This window comes from Nocardiopsis coralli (assembly GCF_014892575.1).
GTDB classification, from domain to species: domain Bacteria; phylum Actinomycetota; class Actinomycetes; order Streptosporangiales; family Streptosporangiaceae; genus Nocardiopsis; species Nocardiopsis coralli.
Genome location: NZ_JADBGI010000033.1, coordinates 1 through 22,018, shown reverse-complemented (window position 1 = coordinate 22,018; position 22,018 = coordinate 1). Strand labels below are relative to the sequence as shown.

Genomic DNA, 22,018 nt, shown 5'->3' with positions numbered 1-22,018 from the left:
CCACATGGCCGGTCATCTGCGAGAGCGCATCGATGCCAGTCCGATGACACGGTTCCAGTGGGGCACGGTCCTCATCTGTGTGCTCCTGAACGTCTCGGACGGGTTCGACGTCCTCGTCATGTCCTTCACCGCCCACGCGGTCTCCACCGAATGGGGGCTGTCCGGGGCGCAGATCGGCTTCCTGCTCAGCGCGGGGCTGTTCGGGATGGCGGCAGGATCGATCCTCCTGGGACCGCTCGGCGACGTGATCGGCCGCCGCAACCTCACGCTGCTCAGCCTCGTGCTGGCCTCCTCCGGGATGCTGTTGTCCTCGATCGCGCAGAACGCCGCGCAACTCGGACTCCTGCGGGTGCTGACCGGCCTCGGGGTGGGCGCGATGCTGGCCTCGGCCAACGTGATCGCCAGCGAGTCCGCCAACCGGCGCTGGCGCGGGCTCGCGGTCAGCCTCAACTCCACCGGCTACGCCATCGGCGCCACCTCGGGCGGTGTGCTCGCCGTTCTGCTCATCGGCCAGTGGGGGTGGCGCGCGGTCTTCCTCGTGGGCGGGCTGTCCACACTCGCGCTGATCCCCCTGGTGTGGGCGCGCCTGCCCGAGTCCTTGGACCACCTCGTCACCAAGCGCCCCACGAACGCGTTGGAGCGGACCAACACCCTGCTCGCCCGGTTCGGCCAGTCGCCGCTGGGGTCCCTGCCCCCGGTCTCGGTCACGGGCGGTCAACCCCGGAGCCAGGTGCGGCAGCTGCTCACGCCCGAGAGCCTGCGGTCGACCCTGTTGATCTGGGCGGCCTTCTTCATGGTGATGTACGGCTTCTACTTCGTGACGTCGTGGACCCCGACGCTGTTGGTGGAAGCGGGGCTGTCGGCCGACGAGGGCATCACCGGGGGGACCCTGCTGAACGTGGGCGGGATCTTCGGCGCGGCGATCCTGGGTGTGGTCGCGGCCCGGTTCGCGCTCAAACGGGTCCTGTTCGCCTACACCCTGATCGCCGCGGTCCTGCTGCTGGTCTTCGTACCGACCACCGGAACCCTGGCTGTGGCCTTCGCGCTCGGCGGCATGATCGGGCTGTTCAGCAACGGCTGCGTGGCCGGCCTGTACGCGATCACGCCGTCCCTGTACGCACCCTCGGTGCGCTCGACCGGTGTGGGCTGGGCGATCGGGGTCGGCCGCCTCGGCGCGATCATCGCGCCCCTGATCACCGGGGCGCTGCTGGACGTCGGGTGGGCCTCGGGCCAGCTGTACGCGGTCGCGGCCGCGGCGTTCGTGCTCGGCGGGATCGCCGTGGCCTTCCTGCGCGGCACCGGAGCCGACCTGGCCGGGACCGAGCCGTCCACCGGACCCCGCGGGCGTTCGGAACGGGCCGGCCCCGAGCCCTCCCCCTGACACCGCACCTGTCGGTAGGCTCCGTCCCACGACGAGCCGAGAGGAGCTCCGGGTGAGCGAGAGGCCGAGCGTCGTGGCCTTCGACGTGTTCGGAACGACGGTCGACTGGTACACGGGCGTCACCGACCACCTGCGCGAGGTGTTCGGGCGCCGGGAGGTCCAAACGGACCCGGGCGCGTTCGCCGTCGCGTGGCGCGGCCGCTACGGACCCGCCCTGCGCGACATCGGCGCGGGACACCGTCCGTGGGCGCCCCTGGACGTCCTCCACCGGGAGTTCCTCGATGCCCTCCTCTACGAGCACGGCGCCGACCGGCATGTGGACGAGGCCGACAGGAACGCACTGGTGCACGCATGGCACCGCCTTCCCGCCTGGCCCGACAGTGCCGAGCTGATCGACCGGCTGAGGCGGCGGTACACGGTGATCGCGCTCTCCAACGGCGGTCACCCGCTCCTGTCCTCCCTCGCCGAAACAGGGGACCTCCCCTTCGACAGGATCGTCTCCGCCGAACCCACCCGCTCCTACAAGCCGGCACCAGCACCGTACCTGCACGCTGCTGAGCTGCTGGGGGTCGAACCGGGCGCGATGATGCTCGTGGCCGCGCACGGCTGGGACCTCGATGGGGCGGCTGCCGTCGGCATGCGCACGGCCTTCCTCGAACGGCCCGGGGAGTACGGACCGTTCGACGGCGCCGAACGTGCCGAGGACGCACCCGGCGGGTTCGCCGCCACCTCCTCCGACGAACTGGCACACCGACTGGGCTGTTGACCGCCGGGTGTTCGCCCTCAGTCCTCGGGCAGCGCCACCGGGGCCAGCTCGTCGAACTCGTCGCCCGGGCCTGGGTTGGCCGGGTCGGTCGCGCCCCCGAAGTGGTTCATCACGCCCCAGACCGCGTTGAGTGCGGTCTGCACCGCGCCCTCGGCCCACCCGGCGGTCCACGACACGTCGTCGCCGGCCAGGAACAGGCCGCGGTGGCGCGGTTCCAGATCGCGCTGGACGAAGTGGGTGAACAGGCGCCGCTGGTACCGGTAGTGGCCCGGAAGGTTGGCCTTGAACGCACCCAGGAAGTAGGGCTCGTCCTCCCACGAGATGGTCACGGGGTCGCCGGTGATGTGGGAGCGGATGTCCACGCCCGGGTAGATCTTGGCCAGCGAGGAGAGCATGACCTCCAGGCGCTCCCCCGCCGACAGCGGCAGCCACTTCAGGGAGTCGTCGCACCAGGTGTAGGACAGGCAGATCGCCGCGGGCCCGTCCGGGTCCGGCCCCTCCAGGAGGTAGGTGCCCCGGGTCATGCGGTCGGTCAGGGTCATGCTCATCGTGTCGCGGCCCGTCTCCGGGTCCTTGTCGCGCCAGAACGCCCGGTCCACCGGGACGAACAGCTTCGCCGACTCCATGTAGTGCGTGCGTTCGACCGCGGACCAGTGGTCGATGGGCAGCAGGTCCTCGTCGGCGTCGATCTTGGCGAGCAGCATCCAGCTCTGCGCTGTGAAGACCGCGGACCGGAACGTGCGCGTGGAACCCGAGGCGTCGGTGACCGTGATGTTGCCGGCGGGGTCACCCGGGGCGTGGGTACGGCGCATCGCGGTCACGGCGGGACGTGGGCCGTCCGGGTGCAGCGTCTCCAGCGAGGTGCCCTGCGCCCAGTGCACGGTCTTGTCCGGCGCCAGGGACCACAGCCGCTCGGGCAGCCGCTGCACCCCGCCGACGACGCTGCGGTGGTCGTCGTCGGCGCCCGTGTAGGTGACGCGCAGGATCTCCAGGATCGAGTTGGGGAAGTCGGTGTCCCACCCGCCGGTGCCGAACCCGACCTGGCCGAAGATCTCCCGCAGCCGGAACGAGGACGCGAACGAGGGCGCCTGGCACAGGAACCCGTAGAAGGTCTGGTCGTCGAGCCGCTCGACCAGCCGGTTCCAGATCTGCTTCTGGGTGGCCACGTCGCCCTCGCGGATCGCCTGCTGCATCCGGGTGTGCTCGACGCCCTCCAGCGTCTCGTCCCAGGCGCGGGCCACCTCGCGGTAGACCTCGGGAAGGTCGTCGAGGTCGTTGGCGTAGTGGGTCTCGCCCTTGAGGTCGACCACGGTGCTGGGGGCGCCCGGCGACAGCGGGTTGGGGAAGGGCTGGGTCTGCAGCCCGACCATGTCGAGGTAGTGCCGGAACGCGGTCGAGGACGGCGGGAAGCGCATGGCGCCCATCTCGGCGACGACCTCCTCGGGGGCACCGGGCAGGCGCTCGGTGCGCAGGCGTCCGCCGATGCGGTCGGCCTCGTACACGACGGGGCGCAGACCCATGCGCAGGAGTTCGAAGGCGGCGACGATCCCGGACATCCCGCCGCCGATGACGGCGACCTCGGTGCCGTGGGCCTCGGCGGGCACCTGGCCGAGCCCGGCCGGGTGGGCCAGGAACCGGTCGTAGGCGAACGGGAAGTCGGGGCCGTTCATGGTGAGCGGAGCGCTGCCCCGGGGCTCGGCCCCCGCGGGCGCGGTCCCGGCGGACGTGGGCACGGCAGAGGTCATGGCCTCCTCCTTCGGTGTGGGGGCAGGGGGCGGGCTCAGCGGGTGAGCGGCCCGTACAGGTTCGGGCGTCGGTCGCCCAGGTAGGACAGGTGGTCCTGGGTGGCGTCGGCCGCCCGGGGGTCCAGGTCGGCGACCAGGAGGGCCTCCCCCGCGCCCGCGCGCAGGAGTTCGGTGCCGTCGGGGGCCACGAGCGTGCTCAGCCCGACGTAGTCGAGTTCGCCCTCGGTGTCGCAGCGGTTCACGTAGGCCAGGTGGAGCTGGTTCTCCAGGGCGCGGGCGGGCGCGAGCAGGGTGGCCACGGCGGTGTTGGGAGCCATGAGCGCGGTGGGCACGGCGACCAGGTCGCTGCCGGCGAGGGCGTGCGCGCGCACGGCCTCCGGGAACTCGACGTCGTAGCAGACGAGCAGGCCGATGCGGTGGCCGTGCAGGTCGGCCTGGACGACGAGCCTGTCTCCGGGGGTGAAGGCGCTGCGGTCGAGGTCGCCGAAGAGGTGGGTCTTGCGGTAGGCGGCAAGGGCGGTGCCACGGTCGTCGACGAGCTGGACCGTGTTGTACACGTGCTCGCCGTCGCGTTCGGGGAACCCGTACACGATCGCGACCCCGGTGCGGGCGGCGATCTCGGAGACGGCGCGGCGGAGAGGGCCGTCGGCGGGTTCGGCGCGGCGTGCGGTCCCGGCGGCGCCCAGGGCGTAGCCGGTCATCGACATCTCGGGGGTCAGGAGCAGGTGTGCGCCGGCGGCGGCCGCCGCGCGGGCGCGATCGGCCAGGCGGGCGATCGCGGCGTCGGTGTCGCCGCTGGGGCCGGTGCCCTGGTCCAGGGCGACGCGCAGTGCTGTTGCTGCCATGGGGCCGCCTCCACGTTCGTGCGCTGTCCGGTGGGCCTCGCCCACTCTAGGGCGGCGGCCGCGCGCAGAACGTGTGTCGGGCGGTCACTTCGCTGCGTATCTCCGGCGTCCGTGCCGTGATCGTTGTGCGGTGGCTGTCCCGGACGCACGAGGCCCCGCGTTCCGGTCGTGGGAACGCGGGGCGCGTGGTGCTCTCGTGCCCGGGGGCCCGGCCTCGTGGCGGCCCCGGACGGTTCAGGCGCGGACCTCGGCAGCGGCGTCGTCCTCCAGGGCGGAGCGGCGCATCCCGTAACCGAAGTAGATGACCAGGCCGAGCGCGAGCCAGGCGCCGAAGGCGATCCAGACGCTGCCCGCCATGCTGAACATCAGGAACGCACACGCGAACACACCCAGGACCGGCGTGACCGGGGCACCGGGCACCCGGAACGCACGCGGCAGGTCGGGGCGGGTGCGGCGCAGCACGAGCACGGCGACGTTGACCAGCGCGAACGCGAAGAGTGTCCCGATCGAGGTCGCGTCGGCGAGCGGGCCCAGCGGCACGAGCCCGGCCAGCGCGGCGATGAAGACCGACGTGATGACGGTGTTCGCGCGCGGGGTCCCGTTGGCGTCGACCTTCGAGAAGACGCCGGGGATGAGGCGGTCGCGCGACATCGCGTAGAGGATGCGGGTCTGGCTGTAGAGCACCACGAGCACGACGCTCGCCAGGGCCAGGACGGCACCGCCCGCGAAGACGACCGCCCACACCGGGGTTCCGGTGACCACGGTGAGGATGCCGGCGAGCGTGGTCTCACCGTCGGAGAAGCGGGTCCAGTTCATCGCGCCGACGGCGGTGAAGGCCACGAGGCAGTACACGGCCGTGACCAGGATCAGCGAGAACATGATGGCGCGGGGCAGGTCGCGCTGCGGGTTCTTGGACTCCTCGCTGGCGGTGGAGACCGAGTCGAACCCGATGTAGGAGAAGAACAGCGTGGCACCGGCGGCGCTCACCCCGGCCATGCCCATCGGCATGAACGGCGCGAAGTTGCCGTCCTCCACGGCGGTGATGGCGATCGCGATGAACATGACGAGGATCGCGACCTTGATGACGACCATGACGGCGTTGACGCGGGTGCTCTCCCGCACGCCCGCGAGCAGCGCGAACATGGCCAGCAGCACCACGATGGCGGCCGGCACGTTCATCACGCCGCCCTCCATCGGGCCGACCAGGAACTCCTGCGGCAGGGTCAGGCCCGTGGTCAGATACAGGAACTCGTTGATGTACTGGCCCCACCCGACGCCGATCGCCGCCACCGAGACGCCGTAGGTCAGCATCAGACACCAGCCGCACACCCAGGCCATGAACTCGCCCATGGTGGCGTAGCTGTAGGAGTAGGCCGACCCGGAGGCGGGGATCATCCCGGCCATCTCGGCGTAGGCGAGCGCGGAGAACAGCGCGGTCAGGCCGGCGAGCACGAACGACAGGATGATCGCGGGCCCGGCGACGGGCACGGCCTCGCCCAGGACCACGAAGATGCCGGTCCCCATGGTCGCGCCGATGCCGATCATCGACAGGTGCCAGAAGCCCAGGTGTCGTCGCAGGCCGCCCGCTTCGGGGCCGTTGGTCTCGGCCACGAGTTTTTCGATGGGCTTGCGGCGCGAGAGACGCTCCCGGAGCGCGGGGGTGGTGCGCTCGGGGGCCTTCTGGTCGACCACGGGGATTCTCCTCGGCTTGTGGCTGGGGTGGCACAGGTGTCCCGCCGTATGTGCGGACGGTGGGGAGCGCCGGACTGTTCCTCCCTCGAACAGCCCGCATGTGCCCACAACGAGGTTAAGGGTGGTTCATGCGTAGTCAGCACCGCTTTACGCACGTATGCACGGTTCGGGCGGCGGGATCGTGCGCGCACACGCAACGATCGCGCGTTCCCCGTGGCCGACGTCACAGCCCCGCACACGACGGCGGCCGCCCCGGGGCGTTCCGGGACGGCCGTCGTGAAGTCTTGCGGTGCGGGTGTCAGCCGACGGCGACCGAGGGCTCGCCCTCTCCGACGTCCTCGCCCATCTCCTCGGCGATGCGCATGGCCTCCTCGATGAGGGTCTCCACGATCTGCGACTCCGGCACGGTCTTGATGACCTCGCCCTTGACGAAGATCTGGCCCTTGCCGTTGCCGGAGGCCACACCGAGGTCGGCGTCGCGGGCCTCACCGGGGCCGTTGACGACGCAGCCCATGACGGCCACGCGCAGGGGCACCTCCATGCCCTCCAGACCGGCCGTGACCTCGTCGGCGAGCTTGTAGACGTCGACCTGGGCGCGGCCGCAGCTCGGGCAGGAGACGATCTCGAGGCCGCGCTCGCGCAGGCCCAGCGACTCCAGGATCTGCGCACCGACCTTGACCTCCTCCGACGGCGGGGCCGACAGGGAGACGCGGATGGTGTCGCCGATGCCCTCCGAGAGCAGCGCGCCGAAGGCCACCGAGGACTTGATGGTGCCCTGGAAGGCGGGCCCGGCCTCGGTCACGCCCAGGTGCAGCGGGTAGTCGCACTTCTCGGCCAGCAGCCGGTAGGCGTTGACCATCACGACGGGGTCGTTGTGCTTGACGGAGATCTTGATGTCGCGGAACCCGTGCTCCTCGAACAGCGAGCACTCCCACAGCGCCGACTCGGCCAGCGCCTCCGGGGTGGCCTTGCCGTGCTTCTCCAGCAGGCGCTTGTCCAGGGAGCCCGCGTTGACGCCGATCCGGATCGGGGTGCCGGCGTCGGAGGCGGCCTTGGCGATCTCGGCGACCTTGTCGTCGAACTTCTTGATGTTGCCCGGGTTGACGCGCACCGCGGCGCAGCCGGCCTCGATCGCCTGGAACACGTACTTGGGCTGGAAGTGGATGTCGGCGATCACGGGGATCTTCGACTTCTGCGCGATGATCGGCAGCGCCTCGGCGTCGTCGTTGGTGGGCACCGCGACGCGCACGATCTGGCAGCCCGAGGCGGTCAGCTCGGCGATCTGCTGAAGGGTCGAGTTGATGTCGGAGGTCTTGGTGGTGGTCATCGACTGCACGGACACCGGGGCGTCCCCGCCCACGGGGACGTTCCCGACCATGATCTGCCGCGTCTTGCGCCGGTTCGCCAGCGGGCGCGGCGGGGTTGCGGGGATGCCGAGATCGATGCTCGTCACGCTTGATTCACCTCGTCTGCCGCCGGAGGGGGGCGGCCCATGGATTCGTCCGTTGCGTCAGAGGGCGTCCGGCTGTGTGCTCGGCGCCGCGACCGGGACCTCTGCCGCGTCCGACCTCGTGATCGCCGCACCATTGCTGTTCCCGGAACGCGACCTCAAGGTTACCTGTACTCGGCGCGGTACCTGCCCAGAGAGACCAGATCCACAGGGGTTCCGAGGCGCAGGTCACCCGAAGAGGCGCACGGGGTTGATGAGGTCGGCCACGAGCAGGATCACGCTGAAGACGAGGAAACACGCCACCACGACATAGGCCACCGGTGTCAGCAGGGCGACGTCGACCGGTCCTGGGTCGGGCCGCTTGAACAGCCGGGCGGCGTTGCGCTTGATGGACTCCCAGATCGCCCCGGCCATGTGCCCGCCGTCCAGCGGCAGGATCGGCAGCATGTTGAAGGCGAACAGGAAGAGGTTCACGCCCGCCAGGATCTGCAGCATGATCGCGGCGGTGTCGGCCACGGGCAGGCCCTGCGACATGATCTCGCCGCCGATGCGGGAGATACCGACAATGCCGACCGGGGAGTCCTCGGTGCGCTGTTCGCCGAGGAAGGCGGCGCCGAAGACCTCGGGGACCTTGCTGGGCAGGGCCACCAGCGCCTCACCGACGGCGACGAGCATGGTGCCCATCTCCTGGGCGGACTCGACCGGGCCGAGGCGGGCGCGTTCCTGCTCGAAGACGATGCCGAGGAACCCGACGGTCTCGGTCTGCATGACCCTGCGGCCGTCGTCGTCGTAGACGTTGTCGCCCTCGGCGTCGGTCTCGTAGATGATCTCGCCGGACGCGTCGCGTGCGGGGAGCTCGTTCTCGACGATGTCGACGTCGGTGCGGAAGGTCTCGCCGTCGCGCTCGACCTCGAAGGCGGTGCTGCCCAGGGAGGTGCGGATCTTCTGGTTGGCGTCGTTCCACTCGGGGGTGGCCTCGCCGTCGATGGAGACGATGCGGTCGCCGGGCAGGATCCCGGCCTCGGCGGCGGGGGTGGGCTGGGCGCCGGGGTCCTCACAGCTCTCGATCTGGGTGTCGGCGGGCGCCATGCACTCGTTGACCTCGCCGACGGTAGTGGTCTCCTTGGGGATGCCGATGCCCATGAAGAGCACGGCCAGCAGGATCGCCGCCAGGATCACGTTCATGCCGGGGCCGGCGAACATGACGATGAGGCGCTTCCACGGGGAGCGCTGGTAGAACTGCCGGTTCTCGTCGCCGGGTTCGAGCTCGATGTAGGAGGCCTCGCGGGAGTCCTCGGCCATCGCCCGCCACCGGGACATCTTGCGGGCGCTGGTGTCGCCGGCCGCGACGGCACTGCGCCTGGCCGGCGGGATCATGCCGACCATGCGCACGAACCCGCCGAGCGGCACGGCCTTGACGCCGTACTCGGTGTCGCCCCGCCGGAACGACCACAGGGTCTTGCCGAACCCGACCATGTACTCGGTGCACTTGATGCCGAACATCTTGGCCGTGGAGAGGTGGCCCAGCTCGTGCCAGGCGATCGAGAACAGCAGTCCGAGGACAAAAAGGATGATCCCGACCACGGTCAGCAGGACGACCATGTACCTCTCCTCAAGCCGAAGTCAGCTCCTCGGCGCCACCGGGACCCGTTGGACAGGGGGCCGAGGCGTCAGGGGCGGCTCGTCAACAGTTCACGTGCCCGCGCGCGAGCCCAGGTGTCAGCGGAATAGACGTCGTCCAAGGTCAGAGCCTTGGCGGAGGGCGCACCCCCGGGGTGGTCGGTCCGCTGATGCTCAGAGACTACCCGGGCGACGGTGTCCATGATGGAAGCGAACGCGAGCTTTCCGCCCAGGAAGGCGTCGACGGCCTCTTCGTTCGCCGCGTTGTAGACGGCCGGGGCGGTGCCGCCGGTGCGCCCGACCTCGGCGGCCAGCCGCACCGCCGGGAAGGCCTCGTGGTCGAGGGGTTCGAAGGTCCAGCTCTGCGCGCGGGTCCAATCGAGGGAAGCACCGGCGTCCGGAACCCGGTCGGGTGCGCCCAGGCCCCAGGCGATCGGGATGGTCATGCTGGGCGGGCTGGCCTTGGCGAGGGTGGAGCCGTCCACGTACTCGACCATGGAGTGCACGATCGACTGCGGGTGGACGACCACCTCGATGTCGTCGAAGGGCACGTCGAAGAGCAGATTGGCCTCGATGACCTCCAGACCCTTGTTGACCAGGGTCGCGGAGTTGACGGTGATGACCGGGCCCATGCTCCAGGTGGGGTGGTTCATCGCCTGCTCGGGCGTGACGCCGGCCAGTTCGGCGCGGGTGCGTCCGCGGAAGGGGCCGCCGCTGGCGGTGACGACGAGGCGGCGCACCTCGCTGCGGCGGGCGCGCACCAGGCCCTGCGCGGGGCTCGCGAGGTCGTCGTCGGGCAGGTACGGGAAGCACTGTGCGATGGCGAAGTGCTCGGAGTCCACGGGCACGATCTGGCCGGGTTCGGCCAGCTCGCGCACGAGCGGGCCGCCGATGATGAGCGACTCCTTGTTGGCCAGGGCCAGGCGGCGCCCGGCGCGCAGGGCGGCGAGGGTGGACTCCAGGCCGAGGGCGCCGGTGATGCCGTTGAGCACGACGTCGCACTCGGCGGCGGCGAGTTCGGCGACCCCTTCGGCCCCGGCCAGGACCTTCGCGTGTGAGCCGTGGGCCTCCAGCATGCGGGTGAGTTCCGGCGCGCGTTCGGGGTCGGCGACGGCGACCGCGGGCACGCCGAGTTCGGCGGCCTGCTCGGCGAGGAGGTCGAGGCGGCCTCCCCCGGCGGCGAGCCCGACCACGCGGAAGCGGTCGGGGTTGCGTCGGACGATGTCGAGGGCCTGGGTCCCGATCGAGCCGGTGGAGCCGAGGACGACTGCTGTTCGCTGGTGTTCTTCTCGCACGGCTCCAATTGTGCGGCACCGCGCGGAGCGCTCGTCCGGGGAGGGCGGCGGGGGCGCCGGGACGTGCACGTCCGGGCGCTTTCGGATCGGCCCGCCGTTTTCCCGATTCCGGACCGACACAAACCCAAAGTAGTCACAGCGCTACGCCAAGTGTGCAAGGATCGGGGCCATGACCTCGTCCACCGCGTATGCGATCCTCGCCCCGGTCACTGCCGCAGGCCTCCTCGTGACCGGACTCGCCGTCACCGATTCCCTTCCCGGCCCCGTCGACGCCGTCGAACAGGCCGTACACATGGCCGCCCCCGGCCAGGGCGACACGTCCACACAGGCCGTGAGCGTCGACGAGGGGGTCGAGCACCGCACGGCCGCCTCCGACCCCGCCCGCGAGCGCGAGGTCCTCGACTACTGGACACCCGAGCGCATGGCCGACGCGACCCCCATCGCAGGGCTGGTCGGCGAGGCCGTCGAGGGCGCCGACGGCCTGCTCGCCCCCGACGACGACATCGAACCGCAGACCGACCCCGGGGCCGACAGCACCGGCGACCCGTGGACCGGCGGGGGCCTGGTCACCCGCACCACCGGCAAGGTGTTCCTGACCATGGACGGGCGCGACTTCACCTGCTCGGCCTCGGTCGTGGACTCGCAGAACGCCAGCACCCTGGTCACGGCCGGGCACTGCGCCAAGGACGGCACGGGCTCGTGGGCGGAGAACTGGACCTTCGTTCCGGCCTACTCCGACGGCGACGCCCCCCACGGCCGTTACACCGCCCGCGACCTGCTCGTCAGCCCCCAGTGGTCGGAGCAGGCCGACGACAGCTACGACGTGGCGATGGCGGTGGTCAACACCGAGGGCGGCGAGACCGTGCAGGACCGCGTCGGCGCCCAGGACATCTCCTTCAGCACCTGGAGCCAGGGGCAGAGCCAGGCCGGCGTGCAGGTGCACGCGTTCGGGTACCCGGCCGCCTCCCCGTTCGACGGCCGCGAGCTGCACTACTGCGCCGGGACCACGACCCCGGACACCGGCGGCACCACCGCCAGCGGCATGGCGTGCGACATGACGCAGGGCTCCAGCGGCGGCCCCTGGCTCACCGATTTCGACCCCGCCACCGGCGAGGGCACGGTCTCCTCGGTGATCAGCTTCAAGTACGCCGACGACCTCAGCACCCAGTACGGACCGCGTCTGGGCACGGAGGCACAGCAGCTGTTCGACAACGCGCAACAGCTCTGACGCGCCGCGGCGGCGCCGGCGGCACCGGTACGGAACGCGCTCTGCTGGGTAAACAGCAGGACAAGGGATCTTGGGCCGACCGGTCGACGTATCCGGCGCCGTCGTCCACAGTGGTGGGACCGAGGGCGCCGCACGCGCCGTTCTCCCGCCGGTCCCTCGGGTCCGCGACGCCGATGGGAGACCGGAGCGTGGTTCGTTGCCGCTTGTCTACCGCACACTCGTCACCGTCCCCCGGGGGGACGAGGACCTGGTGAGCACGGCCGCGCAGATCCTCCACCGGTGGCTGGGCAAGCGCGGCAACTCCGGTGCGCGGGTGTCCTTCGACGCCTCGGGATGCCACGAGCTGAGCAACCGGTCGCGGGCCCTGGTGGTACGCCACGACAACCCCGAGGAAGGGCTCTCGTTCCTGCGACTGACCACGGAGTCCGACAAACCGGACGGCACGTGGCGCACCGCCGTCACCGTGGTCACCGACCCCGACCTCGCCCCCTGGCACTACGCGTGGCTGGACATGGCGGTCGACCCGCGCCACGAACACGTCAAGGGCGGCACCGAACCGCCGCGGTGGGAGGTCATGCCGCCCGAGGCCGCGCGCATGCTCCTGGAGTCCGTGCCCGCCCACGACGGCCGCCACCTGCTGGCCTCGGCACCCGTGATCGTGCGCGGCCGCGACCACGGGACGGTCGACGCGTTCGTCTCCACGGTGAAGGACCCCGACCGCCGCCTGGCCGTGGTCGCCACCGGCGCACCCCCCGACGTGACCGTGCCCGCCTGGCGCGAGGCCATCGGCGGGGCCCTCAACCGCAGCGCGGGCATGTGCAGCGCCTACGTGCTCGACGCCGCCGCCCGCACCCGCGTCGACGCCCTGCTCCCGGCGGGGTTGGACGTGCCGGGAGGGGGCGTGCGCACCCTGTTACCGTTCGGCGGCGAGGAGCCCGACCCGGAGCAGCATCCGCGCATGAGCCCCGCAGGCCTGGGCGCCGCCCGCGACGGCGACCGCCTACGCGCCTGGGTGGGTGCGGCGCTGGCCCGCAAGGTGCGCGACAACGCCCTCGCCGTGGGCCTGCCCGAACCGCTGCGCGCCATCGACGCGCTGCTCTCCGAGGAGACCGACGACCTGCGCGCCACACCGAAACGCCCCGTGCCCGCACGGCCGCCCCATCCCGGGCCCGAGGCGTCGCGCGCGGCGCCCCCGGGTGAGGGGTGGGTCCCGGCGGCCGAGCTCGAGCAGCAGGAACAGCAGCTCCAACGCCTGCGGGACGAGGTCAAACGCCTCAACGCACGCGTGGAGGAACTCACCGACGAACGCCAGGAACTGCTCGCCGGCACCGCCGACCTCACGGAGGAGGCCGGGGCCGCCGAGGACCAGGCGCGCGCCGCCCGCCACGAGGTGGGGTGGCTGCGCGAACGTGTGCGCGAGGCCGGCCTGTACCGCCTCGCGGCGACCGCGCCGCCGCCCGACCCCAGCCCGCGTCCGCCCAACAACGTGCGCGAGCTGCTGGAACGCATCACCGACGGCACCGCGCTGCCGCACCTGTTCTTCACCATCGACAACCACACCGTCGAGGAACTGGTCGACAGCCACAAGGAGAGCCTGTGGGTGACGCGGGCGTGGCAGGCGATGCTCGCGCTGGACGACTACGCCCGCTACCAGTTCGAGCACCCCGGTTCCGGGCTCGGGTTCCACTCGTACCTGCGCCGGAGCCCCGACGGGTACCGGGTCATCCCCGTCAAGCGGCTGGCCTCGCAGGAGTCGGACTACGTGCGCAACCGCGGCAAGCTCAACGACAAACGCCTGTTCCGGGTGCCCCAGGAGGTCGACCCGAGCGGGCGTGTGCCGATGTACGCCCACATCAAGCTCGACACCGAACACGGCATCTGCCCGCGGCTGTACTTCTATCCGCACCTGGGCGACGGGACCACCAACCGCATCTACGTGGGGTACCTGGGCCGCCACCTGCCCGTGCAGCAGTCGAACTGACCGGCCGACGCGCGTGCGTACCCTGGAGCCCGTGACGGAAACGGGTGTGGTGCGCGGGGAGCTGCGCGAGGAACAGTGGCGCGAGCGGGCCGAGCAGCACGCCGCCCGCGTGGACGCGCTCACCGCCGACCACCGGCGCCGCCGCGCCGCGGGCGAGCGCCACCCCGTCGAGGACTTCCTGTTCACGTACTACAACCTCAAGCCCGCCCAGCTGCGGCGCTGGCACCCCGGCGCGGGCACGGTGCTGCTCGGCGGCGGGGCGCGCGAGTTCCTGGAACAGCGGTTCTACGCCGAGGCCGACGGGGGCGTGGCGCTGGACCGCGCGGCGTTCCTGGACGCGCGCCGGGTCGTGGACTTCGTCGAACGCCTGCTGGACGGGGTCGCCTCGCGCCCCGCCCACCTGGGGTGTTTCGGGCTGCACGAGTGGGCGATGGTCTACCGCACCTCCGAGGTGCGCCACGGGCAGGTGCCGCTGCGGTTGGGGCACGAGGGCACCGACCGGGTCGTGGAGTCGCACCGGGTGCAGTGCTCGCACTTCGACGCGTTCCGGTTCTTCACCGAGGAAGCGCGCCCGCGCAACACCCTGCAGCCCACCCGCGACCGGCAGGTGGAGCTGGACCAGCCGGGGTGCCTGCACGCCAACATGGACCTGTACAAGTGGGCGTACAAGCTGCTGCCCGCGGTGCCGTCCGAGCTGGTCGTGGACTGCTTCGAGCTCTCGCGCGAGATCCGGACCCTGGACATGCGCGCCTCGCCGTACGACCTGCGCGAGTGGGGGTACGAGCCGGTGCGCATCGAGACCGCCGAGGGCAAGGCGGACTACATGGAGTACCAGCGCGACTTCGCCGAGCGCGGCGAGGTGCTGCGCGCACGCTTGCTGGACGCCATCGCGGTGCTGCGCGGCATCACGCCCCCGTGACCTTCCACCCCGAGGAGAGCCGTGACCCCCGAACCACCACGGTTCCGAGCCGTGCTCGCCACGATGAGCGTTCTCACGCTGGCGCTCGTGTCTGCCTCGTGCGCCGACCGAGAAGCGCCAGAGCCGGAGAGTGACCTGAACCAGCCCCAGGCCGAGGAGCGGATCGAAGAGTACGTCGACCGGGCCGCGGACGAGCTTCCCGTGGACGTCGAGCTCTCATCGGTGAACGATCCGGCCTTCCCCCCGTGCGAGGGCGAACCGGGCGACAAGGACCGCACCGTGCAGGTGCGTCATTCGTTCTGGGTGGATGGGGCGCCGGAGGACAGGAACGAGGAGATGGCCGATGCTCTCCACGCCCTGTGGCAGACCGGAGACTGGGAGATCACGAGGGATGACCGCCCAGAGACGCTACAGATCGAGGCCACGAACCGAGAGGACCGCTTCCGCGTGAAGTTCTTGGTGGGCCAGGACGGTCGCCCATCGCTCTCGGGCTACTCCCCGTGTGTTCGGGCCGACGAAGGCTCCTGACGCGGACGGCGGATATGAGTACACGGGCTCAGGTGCCCGGCCGGGCCCGGACCGTAGCGTCCAACCATGAGCACTCCCCCGCAGTCCCCCGAGAACACCGAACCCTCCGAGAGCACCGAGAGCCCCAGGAGCGCCGACGGTCCGAAGTTCTGGTTCGTCGCTCTGTACCCCCTCGTCGGCGGTACTGCCCTCATGGTCGTCGGCTTCTTCGCCCTGATGGGGATGATGTACGACGAAGCGAGCTTCGCGGTGCTGTTCGTGCTCGGCGCCGCGGTGGTCATCGGCGGTGCGCACTTCTGGCTGCAATGGATCCTGGAAGGCCGCGACGAGCCCCTCCCTTGGCAGTTCCCGATCGTTCTGAGCACGGCGATGGTTGCGGGCATCTTCGTCACGCTGTTTCCGATCTTCATGAACGTCGAATTGCCCATGCCCCTGCCCCTGGTGTGCCTGGGGTTCTCCCTGCTCGGCGTTTTTGTCTTCTCGGTGGCCGGGGAAATGGGCGCGGACCGCAACCGTCTCTTCTTCGCCCTCGGGGCGATTCTCGGGGCGGTCCTGCTGATCGTCGGTGTGACCCTGTGGCTCGACGGGCGGAAGCAGGAGGAGAGCAAGGAGGCGCTCTCGCAGGACGTTTCCGACTTCCCCCACGAGATCGCGGTGCTGGATCTGGACGGATGGGAACCGACCGGCATGTGGGTGGACGAGGAACTCGGCACGGCCTCGATCGACTACGAGCCGACCGATCCTTCCCCCGAATTGGAGGGGTTCTCCCTCGCTCTGCAGAGCGAGTCCATGGAGGAGATCGCCGAGACGGGGTGGACACCGCTCTATTCCCTGTGCGAGTCCGACGGCGGCGATCAGCCCTGCGAGGAACACGGCGACATCGTCATCGCGGACATGTCCAGCAACACCCAGGACCGGTTCGAGGCCCGCACCGAGTTCACGGACGGGGGCGCAGCCACGCTCATGACGGTGATGCCCACCGACGAGGACGACCGCCAGGAGACCGAGTTCCCCGACATCGACATGGTCGAGCTCGCCGAGCAGATCCGAGCTGCGGAGCCGGGTGAGGACGAGGAGGTCGTCGAGGAGATCTTCCGGTAGGGCCGGACACCCGGCCCTGCAGCCCGCGGCGATAAGGTGTCGCCGCTCTCGATCCACCAGGAAGGACCTTCCCCCATGACGCGTGCCCTCACGCCCCTGCCCGCGCTGCCCACCGTCGCCGGCGGTCTCGCTCTCGCCCTGATGCTGAGCGCCTGCGGTGGTGGCGACGACGCCGAGCAGGAGCCGGACACAGCGGCCGCCGAGGCCGATGGCGAGCAGGACGGCCAGGACGGCCAGGAGCAGGACGTCGAGCTGGTCGACCCCATGCAGCTCTTCCCCGAGGACCTGTGCGACGTGCTCTCCGATGAGCTCTACGACGACCTGCTCGACGAGGACGGGTCGCGCAGCCTCGACCAGACCGACAACGGGGTTCCGGACGAGGAGACGTTGGAGCGCGGCCACCTGCGCGGGACCTGCCTGTCCGTCGCCACCGACATGGACCCCGCACAGAGCTACAGCGTCACCTACTCCTTGGAGATCGACGAGGACCTCCAGGTCAACGACCCCGGCGTGCTACCCGTGGAGGAGGACGAGGCCGACCCGTCGATCGACCTGGGTGAGCGCGCCTCCGCCGAGTTCGAGGACGACGGCACCGGGGTGGACCTGAACGTGCTCGACGGTCAGTCCCACGTGCAGGTGAAGTACCGCATCATCGGCGCCGAGCCCGACGGCGAAGGGGATTACCAGCCTTCGGCCATGGCGGAGGAGGACGAGCTCTTCGAGCTGGCCGAGCGGGTCGCCGAGGAGATCTTCGCCGAGATCGATTCCAACCGCTGACCGGAACGCCGGGGCGGCAGGAGCGGCCCCGGCCCCCAACGTCACACGGTCGCTCGGGAGAGCCCGGAGCACCCGGAACGGCGTTCCTGCTGGGCGCGGCGCAGGCGGGACAGGTGCGGGAGTTCGTCGACGCGGGCGGACATGCGCGGCACGTGCGCGCGTGGGGCCGGGACGTGGAAGGTGTCGGCGGTTGCGGCGCTCTGTTCGAAGGCTGCCCCGTACTCGTCGAGGGTGTAGGCGCGGGTGGTGTGCGTGCGGGCCTCGGCGGGGTCGGGCAGGTCGGCTCCCCACGCGCGGAGCCGGACCAGGGCGCGCTGCTGGGCGAGGTCGTGTTCGTGGGCCGCGTAGTAGGGGCGGACGAGGGCGACCTCGTCGGCGGGCACCGGTTCGGTGGGCGGGTTCAGCGTGGGCCGGGCGGGCCGGGCGGTCTGTGCCGGGGGCAGGACCGCGGGCCGGGGCCGGGCGTAGGGGCGGACCCGCCGGGCGCGGCGGCGCACGGGGTAGTTCCGGTGTCGGCCCTTGGACCGGGCGAAGAGGGCTCCGAAGAGCGCCCCGAAGAGGTTCAGGGCAGCGGCGTACACGACAGCGATACACTTGGGCATGCTGGCAATTCCTTTGTCTTAAAGGGTTTGAGGTTGCTGGCCGCGACCCCGGGCGGACTAAACCGTCGCGGGGTCACCGAGTTTTCAGTTGGATGAAGCCAGCGTAGACGATCACCGAGGGCCGCGGAACCGTTCCGGTGAAACTTCGGACACGAATTACATGAGAGAGTTTCACGTCTGTCCGAGTTCTCGGAATTGGGCGCCTTGTCCCTTTTGTTTCTCGTTCGCGCCCGGAGGACCGGGGGCAGGGTCAGAGGGTGAGCGCCCCCGACATCAGCGCGATGAGGGCGATCGCCGTGGCCTGACGCCCCACCCCGAGAGAGACGGTCTCCAGCACCTGGCCGTGCGGGGACATGCGGTGGATGAGGAAACAGCCCGCCTGGACGCGAGTGCAGGTGCCCGCCGTGTACACGGCGGGGTTGCCGGTCGGGCCGAGCTCCAGTTTCAGCCCGGGAACGCGCCGCTCGGCGAGTGCGGTGTGGAGCCGGGCTAGGTGTTCACCCGGGTCGACTCTGTCACTGCTGCCGCTGCCCTCTCTGACGGAATCGCTCACGAGATGTTCACCGCCTGCATGGCCTTCCCCCCTGCGTGCACTGCTGCCCGTGCCGGCGCCGACCTCGGTTCCGCCCCCGACTTCGGGTCCCGGGCCGGACACGTATCTGAATGCCACGGGAGAGCCGGTCCCCGATTCTTCTCGGACAGAAACAGCAGCCTCATTTTCGGCCATCACCCCGGAAGCGTTCTCCGGCGCAGAACGAACCCGAAACCCGAAGCCCGTCACAGGGGTGCGTTGGTATTTCCCTGCCCGGACCTGCGGGCGGCGCGCAGGCGGTCGGCTTCTTCTTCGGCCTCCTTCTCCGCCTCGGTGAGCGGGAGGTCCGCCTCGGGGTCGTCGGCGTCGTAGGTACGGATCATCGGTTCACCTGCGCTTTCTCTGACAACACTCATGAGGTGTTCACCGCCTGGATGACCATGTCCACCGCCCGGGACGGACGCGTGATCGGGCAGGACGCCCCTCCCCTGCCACCGGTCGCCGCGCGACCGCGCCACCACCGGAACCGGTCCCCCACAACGGTGACCACAACGGGGCGCCGGGCCCCGGGGATGGAGGCGTGCAGCTCCGGAGAATCTCCCGTACGGGATCCCTCGGGAAGGCGTACGTCGGCCGAGACCTGGCGGTTCACCAGCCCTTCGCGCAGCGCTTCCAACACACCGAGTGCGACAGAGAGGCTTCCCCCTGCGTTATCGGGAGCGGCTGCCGCCACGTCTTTTTCGGCCATGAAACGAAGGTGCCAGCCCGTACGCCCCGAATCCATGAATCCAGCTCCAGGGCATAGAAATGGTGGCAACCGGTGGTGATATGTAGTCAGCCTGTGTTTGACTGGTTGCCATGGGCCAGAACTCCCCTCATGACAATCCGGCCATGCGCAGGTTCGGTCGGGAATTGGCACGCCTGCGAACTATGTCCGGTATTTCGCAGAGAGCCCTCGGACGTGAAACCAGCGTGTCCGGTTCATTGATCGGTCACTACGAGCGCGCCGAGCGCAACCCGAACAAGGGTTGGGTCGAGCGCGCCGACGAGGTGTTGGACGCGGACGGGAGCCTGGTCGCGTTGTGGCCGGAAGTCCTGCGCAGCAGTTACCCGGAGTACGCGGGGACGTTCATGGAGGCCGTTCCCCAGGCCTCGCTCCTGCGGGACTACCACCCGCTGTTGGTCCCGGGCCTGCTCCAGACGCGGGACTACGCCTATGCCCTCATCAAGGCGTACAACCCGATGGAGACGGAAGACTTTGCGCTCGACCTGGTCGAAAAGCGCATCGCCCGCCAAGAGGTGCTTCACGGGTCCAGTTCACCGGTCATCTGGACGATCATCACCGAAGGCGTCATTCGTGACCTCGAAGGCGACCCGGACATTCTGACGGGCCAGGTGGACCATCTCATCGAGCTGATGGACCGGGGACGCGTTCGGCTCCAGGTCGTGCCTGCTACAGTCCGCTTCCGTGAGCACCCTGGACTCGATGGGGCCTTCTCCCTGCTCTCACTGCCGAACCGGCAAGAAGTGCTCTACGCCGAAGGACCCGTCTCCGGTTCCATGGTCACCGACTCCGGAATGGTGGAGTGGATGTCCTTGAAATTCGGCAGCCTCCAGAGCGTCGCACTCCCCCCGAAGGAAACACGAGAGTTCCTCAAGGAAGCCCGAGGAAAGGTCGATGGACACACGAAACTGGCACAAGTCGAGCTACAGCAATGGGGACGGGGGCCACTGCGTGGAGGTCCAGGAGGCCCCGCAGACGGTGAGCGTGCGTGACACCCAGCACCGCCACCTCGGCCACCTCAGCTTCAGCACCACCGAGTGGTCCACCCTCCTCCACGAGCTGAAAACCACACGGAGCTAGACCTCCGTCGGCCCCGCCCTCCCACTCGGGGGCGGGGCTCCGTGCGTTCGGGACCGGGACCGACCAGGGGCTCTTTGCTCGTACGGTGAAGACGTCACCACGACGCACGATCCAAGACCCAGACCGCAGAACGGACACGGACCGCCTTGTACCTGAGCCGCATCAGCCTCGACCCCGAGCGCACCACCGGAATGGAGCAGTGGGCGGTGATGGGCCGAGCCGTGCGCAAGGCGGTCGACCCCGACCCCGACGCCGACCCCCGCGTCCTCTGGGCACGCATCTCCCCGACCATCCTCGTGGTCAGCTCCGACACCGCCCCCGCCTGGGGCAAGATCCCCGGCGCGCTCTCGGTCACCTACCTGCCCATGCCGCGCTACGCGGAAGGCGAGACCGTGCGCTGGGAACTCATCACCGCTCCGACGGAACAGAAGCAGAAGAAGGCCGACCCGAGCGCGGAAAACGAGAATCCGCGTCCGCGCGGTAAGAAGGTCCCCGTTCCGGAGTCCGGCTTCGACGACTGGCTCGACCACAAGCTCGAGGGCGCGCTCCAGATCGAGGACGTCTCCTGGAAGCGCCTGGGCGGCCGGCCCGCGCGCTTCCACTTCACCGGCACAGCGATCGTGGAGGACAGCGAAGCACTCCAGGACCTGGAGCTGGACGGCATCGGCGGCGGCATCGCGACCGGCGCAGGCCTGCTGCTGACGACGCCGCTCGACGCGCGATAGACGCTGAGCGGGACAGGCGCTGAACGCGGGAGCAGCGGGATCAGCGAAAGCGCAGGGCACGGGACGGCGCGGGGCTCGCGTTGAGCATGGGCGTGCAATGAGCGCCGCGAAGATCGATGAGCACGTGACGCGCCGAGGGCCGACGTACAGGACCTGTTTTCGAGGAACCAGAGATCTCTGTGTTGCCTCGGGGGTCGGGGTTCGTCGGGGTCGGGATCGTAGCCCGGCGGGCCTGCGCGCAACCCGCTTCGGCGCCACCCCCGATCCTTGCTCTGGTCGGTGATGGTGTCGGTGTGGTGGTGGGTTGATCACGGCGCCTCGGGGTGTGCGCTCCGGCCCTGTTCCCGGGCTGACCCGACCACCCTCGACGAACCCCTCTTCGCCCCCGAGGCCCCCTGGCAGCCAAAGGAACGGTGGGCACAACCATCCCCCTGTGGTGGCCACATTGCGACCAACGGTCCGGGCGTGTGCGCCCTACTCGCTCCTGCGAAGGCCGCTGCCGCCCCCGCACTCCCGGTGGCGTATCGAGGTCAGGGGTGACAGGCGTGTGCGCCCCTCCGGGCCCCGCGTGCCCCCGGCAGAGCATTGAGTCTCAGGGGTGACACGCGTGCGAGCGGCCTGCCCGAGCCCTGCACACTCCCGGCAGAGCATCGAGTGTCGGGGCGGCACCTGTGCGGGCGACCTCCGGGCCCCGGGCTCTCCCGATGACGTGGACATGGGTGAACACCCCGACCCCAGGGGGCACCGACCCCACGGAGGCGTAGCCCCCGGGGGGGTGTGGGTGTTCAGCCGGAGGACGGGCGGGTGTGTCTACCCGGAGGGCGGGCCGGTGTCGCCCGGCGGGTCGCCCCCGCCCCCGCCCTCGCCGTCGGCCTGGTCGGGCGGGCCGGTGGAGTCCGGAGGGGCCTTCGCCCCCGGGGCCTTGGCTGTCTGGTGGGGGTGGGTGTCGTGGTCGGTCTTGATGCTG

At 70.4% G+C, this 22,018-nt stretch carries 20 protein-coding genes; 11 read left to right on the top strand and 9 right to left on the bottom strand.

The window, feature by feature from the left end; genetic code table 11:
* Positions 1 to 43: 43 nt before the first annotated feature.
* On the top strand, positions 44 to 1,381 hold the full coding sequence (locus tag IDM40_RS25635) for an MFS transporter (protein ID WP_235997948.1): 1,338 nt from the start codon (positions 44 to 46) through the stop codon (positions 1,379 to 1,381).
* 52 nt (positions 1,382 to 1,433) lie between these two features.
* Positions 1,434 to 2,147, top strand: a complete 714-nt coding sequence (locus IDM40_RS25630; protein ID WP_193124643.1) for a haloacid dehalogenase type II — start codon at positions 1,434 to 1,436, stop codon at positions 2,145 to 2,147.
* Between the two features lie 17 nt (positions 2,148 to 2,164).
* Here IDM40_RS25630 and IDM40_RS25625 read toward each other — a convergent pair whose 3' ends face one another.
* The 6 genes from IDM40_RS25625 to dxr all read right to left on the bottom strand — a co-directional run bounded on the left by IDM40_RS25625 (position 2,165) and on the right by dxr (position 10,794).
* The gene (locus IDM40_RS25625) at positions 2,165 to 3,892 is read right to left on the bottom strand and encodes a flavin monoamine oxidase family protein (protein WP_193124642.1); all 1,728 of its coding nucleotides are present in this window, start codon (positions 3,890 to 3,892) and stop codon (positions 2,165 to 2,167) included.
* Between the two features lie 35 nt (positions 3,893 to 3,927).
* Positions 3,928 to 4,737 (bottom strand): carbon-nitrogen hydrolase family protein, encoded by an 810-nt coding sequence (locus tag IDM40_RS25620; RefSeq protein ID WP_193124641.1) that lies wholly within the window; start codon positions 4,735 to 4,737, stop codon positions 3,928 to 3,930.
* A 234-nt stretch (positions 4,738 to 4,971) separates the two neighbouring features.
* Positions 4,972 to 6,429 carry an amino acid permease gene (locus IDM40_RS25615; RefSeq protein WP_193124640.1) on the bottom strand — a complete coding sequence of 486 codons (1,458 nt, stop codon included), beginning with the start codon at positions 6,427 to 6,429 and terminating at the stop codon, positions 4,972 to 4,974.
* Positions 6,430 to 6,727: 298 nt separating this feature from the next.
* Complete coding sequence (ispG, locus tag IDM40_RS25610; RefSeq protein WP_193124639.1) at positions 6,728 to 7,882, bottom strand: flavodoxin-dependent (E)-4-hydroxy-3-methylbut-2-enyl-diphosphate synthase; 1,155 nt, start codon at positions 7,880 to 7,882, stop codon at positions 6,728 to 6,730.
* A gap of 225 nt (positions 7,883 to 8,107) precedes the next feature.
* Positions 8,108 to 9,481, bottom strand: a complete 1,374-nt coding sequence (locus tag IDM40_RS25605; protein WP_193124638.1) for a M50 family metallopeptidase — start codon at positions 9,479 to 9,481, stop codon at positions 8,108 to 8,110.
* A 68-nt stretch (positions 9,482 to 9,549) separates the two neighbouring features.
* Positions 9,550 to 10,794, bottom strand: a complete 1,245-nt coding sequence (dxr, locus tag IDM40_RS25600) for a 1-deoxy-D-xylulose-5-phosphate reductoisomerase (protein WP_193124637.1) — start codon at positions 10,792 to 10,794, stop codon at positions 9,550 to 9,552.
* A 169-nt stretch (positions 10,795 to 10,963) separates the two neighbouring features.
* On the opposite strand from dxr, the gene IDM40_RS25595 reads away from it, so the two are divergent.
* The 6 genes from IDM40_RS25595 to IDM40_RS25570 all read left to right on the top strand — a co-directional run bounded on the left by IDM40_RS25595 (position 10,964) and on the right by IDM40_RS25570 (position 17,328).
* Positions 10,964 to 12,022, top strand: coding sequence for a trypsin-like serine peptidase (locus IDM40_RS25595; RefSeq protein ID WP_193124636.1), 1,059 nt, complete (start codon positions 10,964 to 10,966; stop codon positions 12,020 to 12,022).
* A 196-nt stretch (positions 12,023 to 12,218) separates the two neighbouring features.
* Entirely contained in the window at positions 12,219 to 14,003 is a 1,785-nt protein-coding gene (locus tag IDM40_RS25590) for a hypothetical protein (protein ID WP_193124635.1), read from the top strand.
* 31 nt (positions 14,004 to 14,034) lie between these two features.
* A complete protein-coding gene (locus tag IDM40_RS25585; RefSeq protein WP_328807127.1) occupies positions 14,035 to 14,922 on the top strand; it encodes a 3-methyladenine DNA glycosylase in 888 nt (295 codons plus the stop codon).
* Between the two features lie 21 nt (positions 14,923 to 14,943).
* Positions 14,944 to 15,450, top strand: coding sequence for a hypothetical protein (locus tag IDM40_RS25580; RefSeq protein ID WP_193124634.1), 507 nt, complete (start codon positions 14,944 to 14,946; stop codon positions 15,448 to 15,450).
* 66 nt (positions 15,451 to 15,516) lie between these two features.
* Entirely contained in the window at positions 15,517 to 16,551 is a 1,035-nt protein-coding gene (locus IDM40_RS25575; protein ID WP_193124633.1) for a hypothetical protein, read from the top strand.
* 75 nt (positions 16,552 to 16,626) lie between these two features.
* Entirely contained in the window at positions 16,627 to 17,328 is a 702-nt protein-coding gene (locus tag IDM40_RS25570) for a hypothetical protein (protein WP_193124632.1), read from the top strand.
* A gap of 41 nt (positions 17,329 to 17,369) precedes the next feature.
* On the opposite strand, the gene IDM40_RS25565 is transcribed toward IDM40_RS25570, so the two are convergent.
* The 3 genes from IDM40_RS25565 to IDM40_RS25555 all read right to left on the bottom strand — a co-directional run bounded on the left by IDM40_RS25565 (position 17,370) and on the right by IDM40_RS25555 (position 18,845).
* Entirely contained in the window at positions 17,370 to 17,930 is a 561-nt protein-coding gene (locus IDM40_RS25565; RefSeq protein ID WP_193124631.1) for a hypothetical protein, read from the bottom strand.
* A gap of 250 nt (positions 17,931 to 18,180) precedes the next feature.
* Complete coding sequence (locus IDM40_RS25560) at positions 18,181 to 18,483, bottom strand: hypothetical protein (RefSeq protein WP_193124630.1); 303 nt, start codon at positions 18,481 to 18,483, stop codon at positions 18,181 to 18,183.
* A gap of 224 nt (positions 18,484 to 18,707) precedes the next feature.
* Positions 18,708 to 18,845 (bottom strand): hypothetical protein, encoded by a 138-nt coding sequence (locus tag IDM40_RS25555; protein WP_193124629.1) that lies wholly within the window; start codon positions 18,843 to 18,845, stop codon positions 18,708 to 18,710.
* A gap of 475 nt (positions 18,846 to 19,320) precedes the next feature.
* Between IDM40_RS25555 and IDM40_RS25550 the strand changes: the two genes are divergently transcribed.
* The 3 genes from IDM40_RS25550 (at position 19,321) to IDM40_RS25545 (ending at position 21,051) form a co-directional block, all read left to right on the top strand.
* Complete coding sequence (locus IDM40_RS25550; protein WP_407940047.1) at positions 19,321 to 20,238, top strand: helix-turn-helix domain-containing protein; 918 nt, start codon at positions 19,321 to 19,323, stop codon at positions 20,236 to 20,238.
* Positions 20,198 to 20,326 (top strand): DUF397 domain-containing protein, encoded by a 129-nt coding sequence (locus IDM40_RS28430; RefSeq protein WP_407940046.1) that lies wholly within the window; start codon positions 20,198 to 20,200, stop codon positions 20,324 to 20,326. The genes IDM40_RS25550 and IDM40_RS28430 overlap by 41 nt, the downstream gene beginning before the upstream one ends.
* 146 nt (positions 20,327 to 20,472) lie before the next feature.
* Positions 20,473 to 21,051 (top strand): type I-E CRISPR-associated protein Cas6/Cse3/CasE, encoded by a 579-nt coding sequence (locus tag IDM40_RS25545; protein ID WP_193124628.1) that lies wholly within the window; start codon positions 20,473 to 20,475, stop codon positions 21,049 to 21,051.
* Positions 21,052 to 22,018: the final 967 nt, after the last annotated feature.

What these genes read in the sequence shown, in the direction of transcription:
- IDM40_RS25575 (WP_193124633.1), top strand. Translation starts at nt 15,517, where the DNA reads ATGAGCACTCCCCCGCAGTCCCCCGAGAACACCGAACCCTCCGAGAGC.
- IDM40_RS25625 (WP_193124642.1), bottom strand. Translation starts at nt 3,892, where the DNA reads ATGACCTCTGCCGTGCCCACGTCCGCCGGGACCGCGCCCGCGGGGGCC.
- IDM40_RS25595 (WP_193124636.1), top strand. Translation starts at nt 10,964, where the DNA reads ATGACCTCGTCCACCGCGTATGCGATCCTCGCCCCGGTCACTGCCGCA.
- IDM40_RS25570 (WP_193124632.1), top strand. Translation starts at nt 16,627, where the DNA reads ATGACGCGTGCCCTCACGCCCCTGCCCGCGCTGCCCACCGTCGCCGGC.
- IDM40_RS25550 (WP_407940047.1), top strand. Translation starts at nt 19,321, where the DNA reads ATGGGCCAGAACTCCCCTCATGACAATCCGGCCATGCGCAGGTTCGGT.
- IDM40_RS25555 (WP_193124629.1), bottom strand. Translation starts at nt 18,845, where the DNA reads ATGATCCGTACCTACGACGCCGACGACCCCGAGGCGGACCTCCCGCTC.
- IDM40_RS25565 (WP_193124631.1), bottom strand. Translation starts at nt 17,930, where the DNA reads ATGCCCAAGTGTATCGCTGTCGTGTACGCCGCTGCCCTGAACCTCTTC.
- IDM40_RS25620 (WP_193124641.1), bottom strand. Translation starts at nt 4,737, where the DNA reads ATGGCAGCAACAGCACTGCGCGTCGCCCTGGACCAGGGCACCGGCCCC.
- IDM40_RS25605 (WP_193124638.1), bottom strand. Translation starts at nt 9,481, where the DNA reads ATGGTCGTCCTGCTGACCGTGGTCGGGATCATCCTTTTTGTCCTCGGA.
- IDM40_RS25635 (WP_235997948.1), top strand. Translation starts at nt 44, where the DNA reads ATGACACGGTTCCAGTGGGGCACGGTCCTCATCTGTGTGCTCCTGAAC.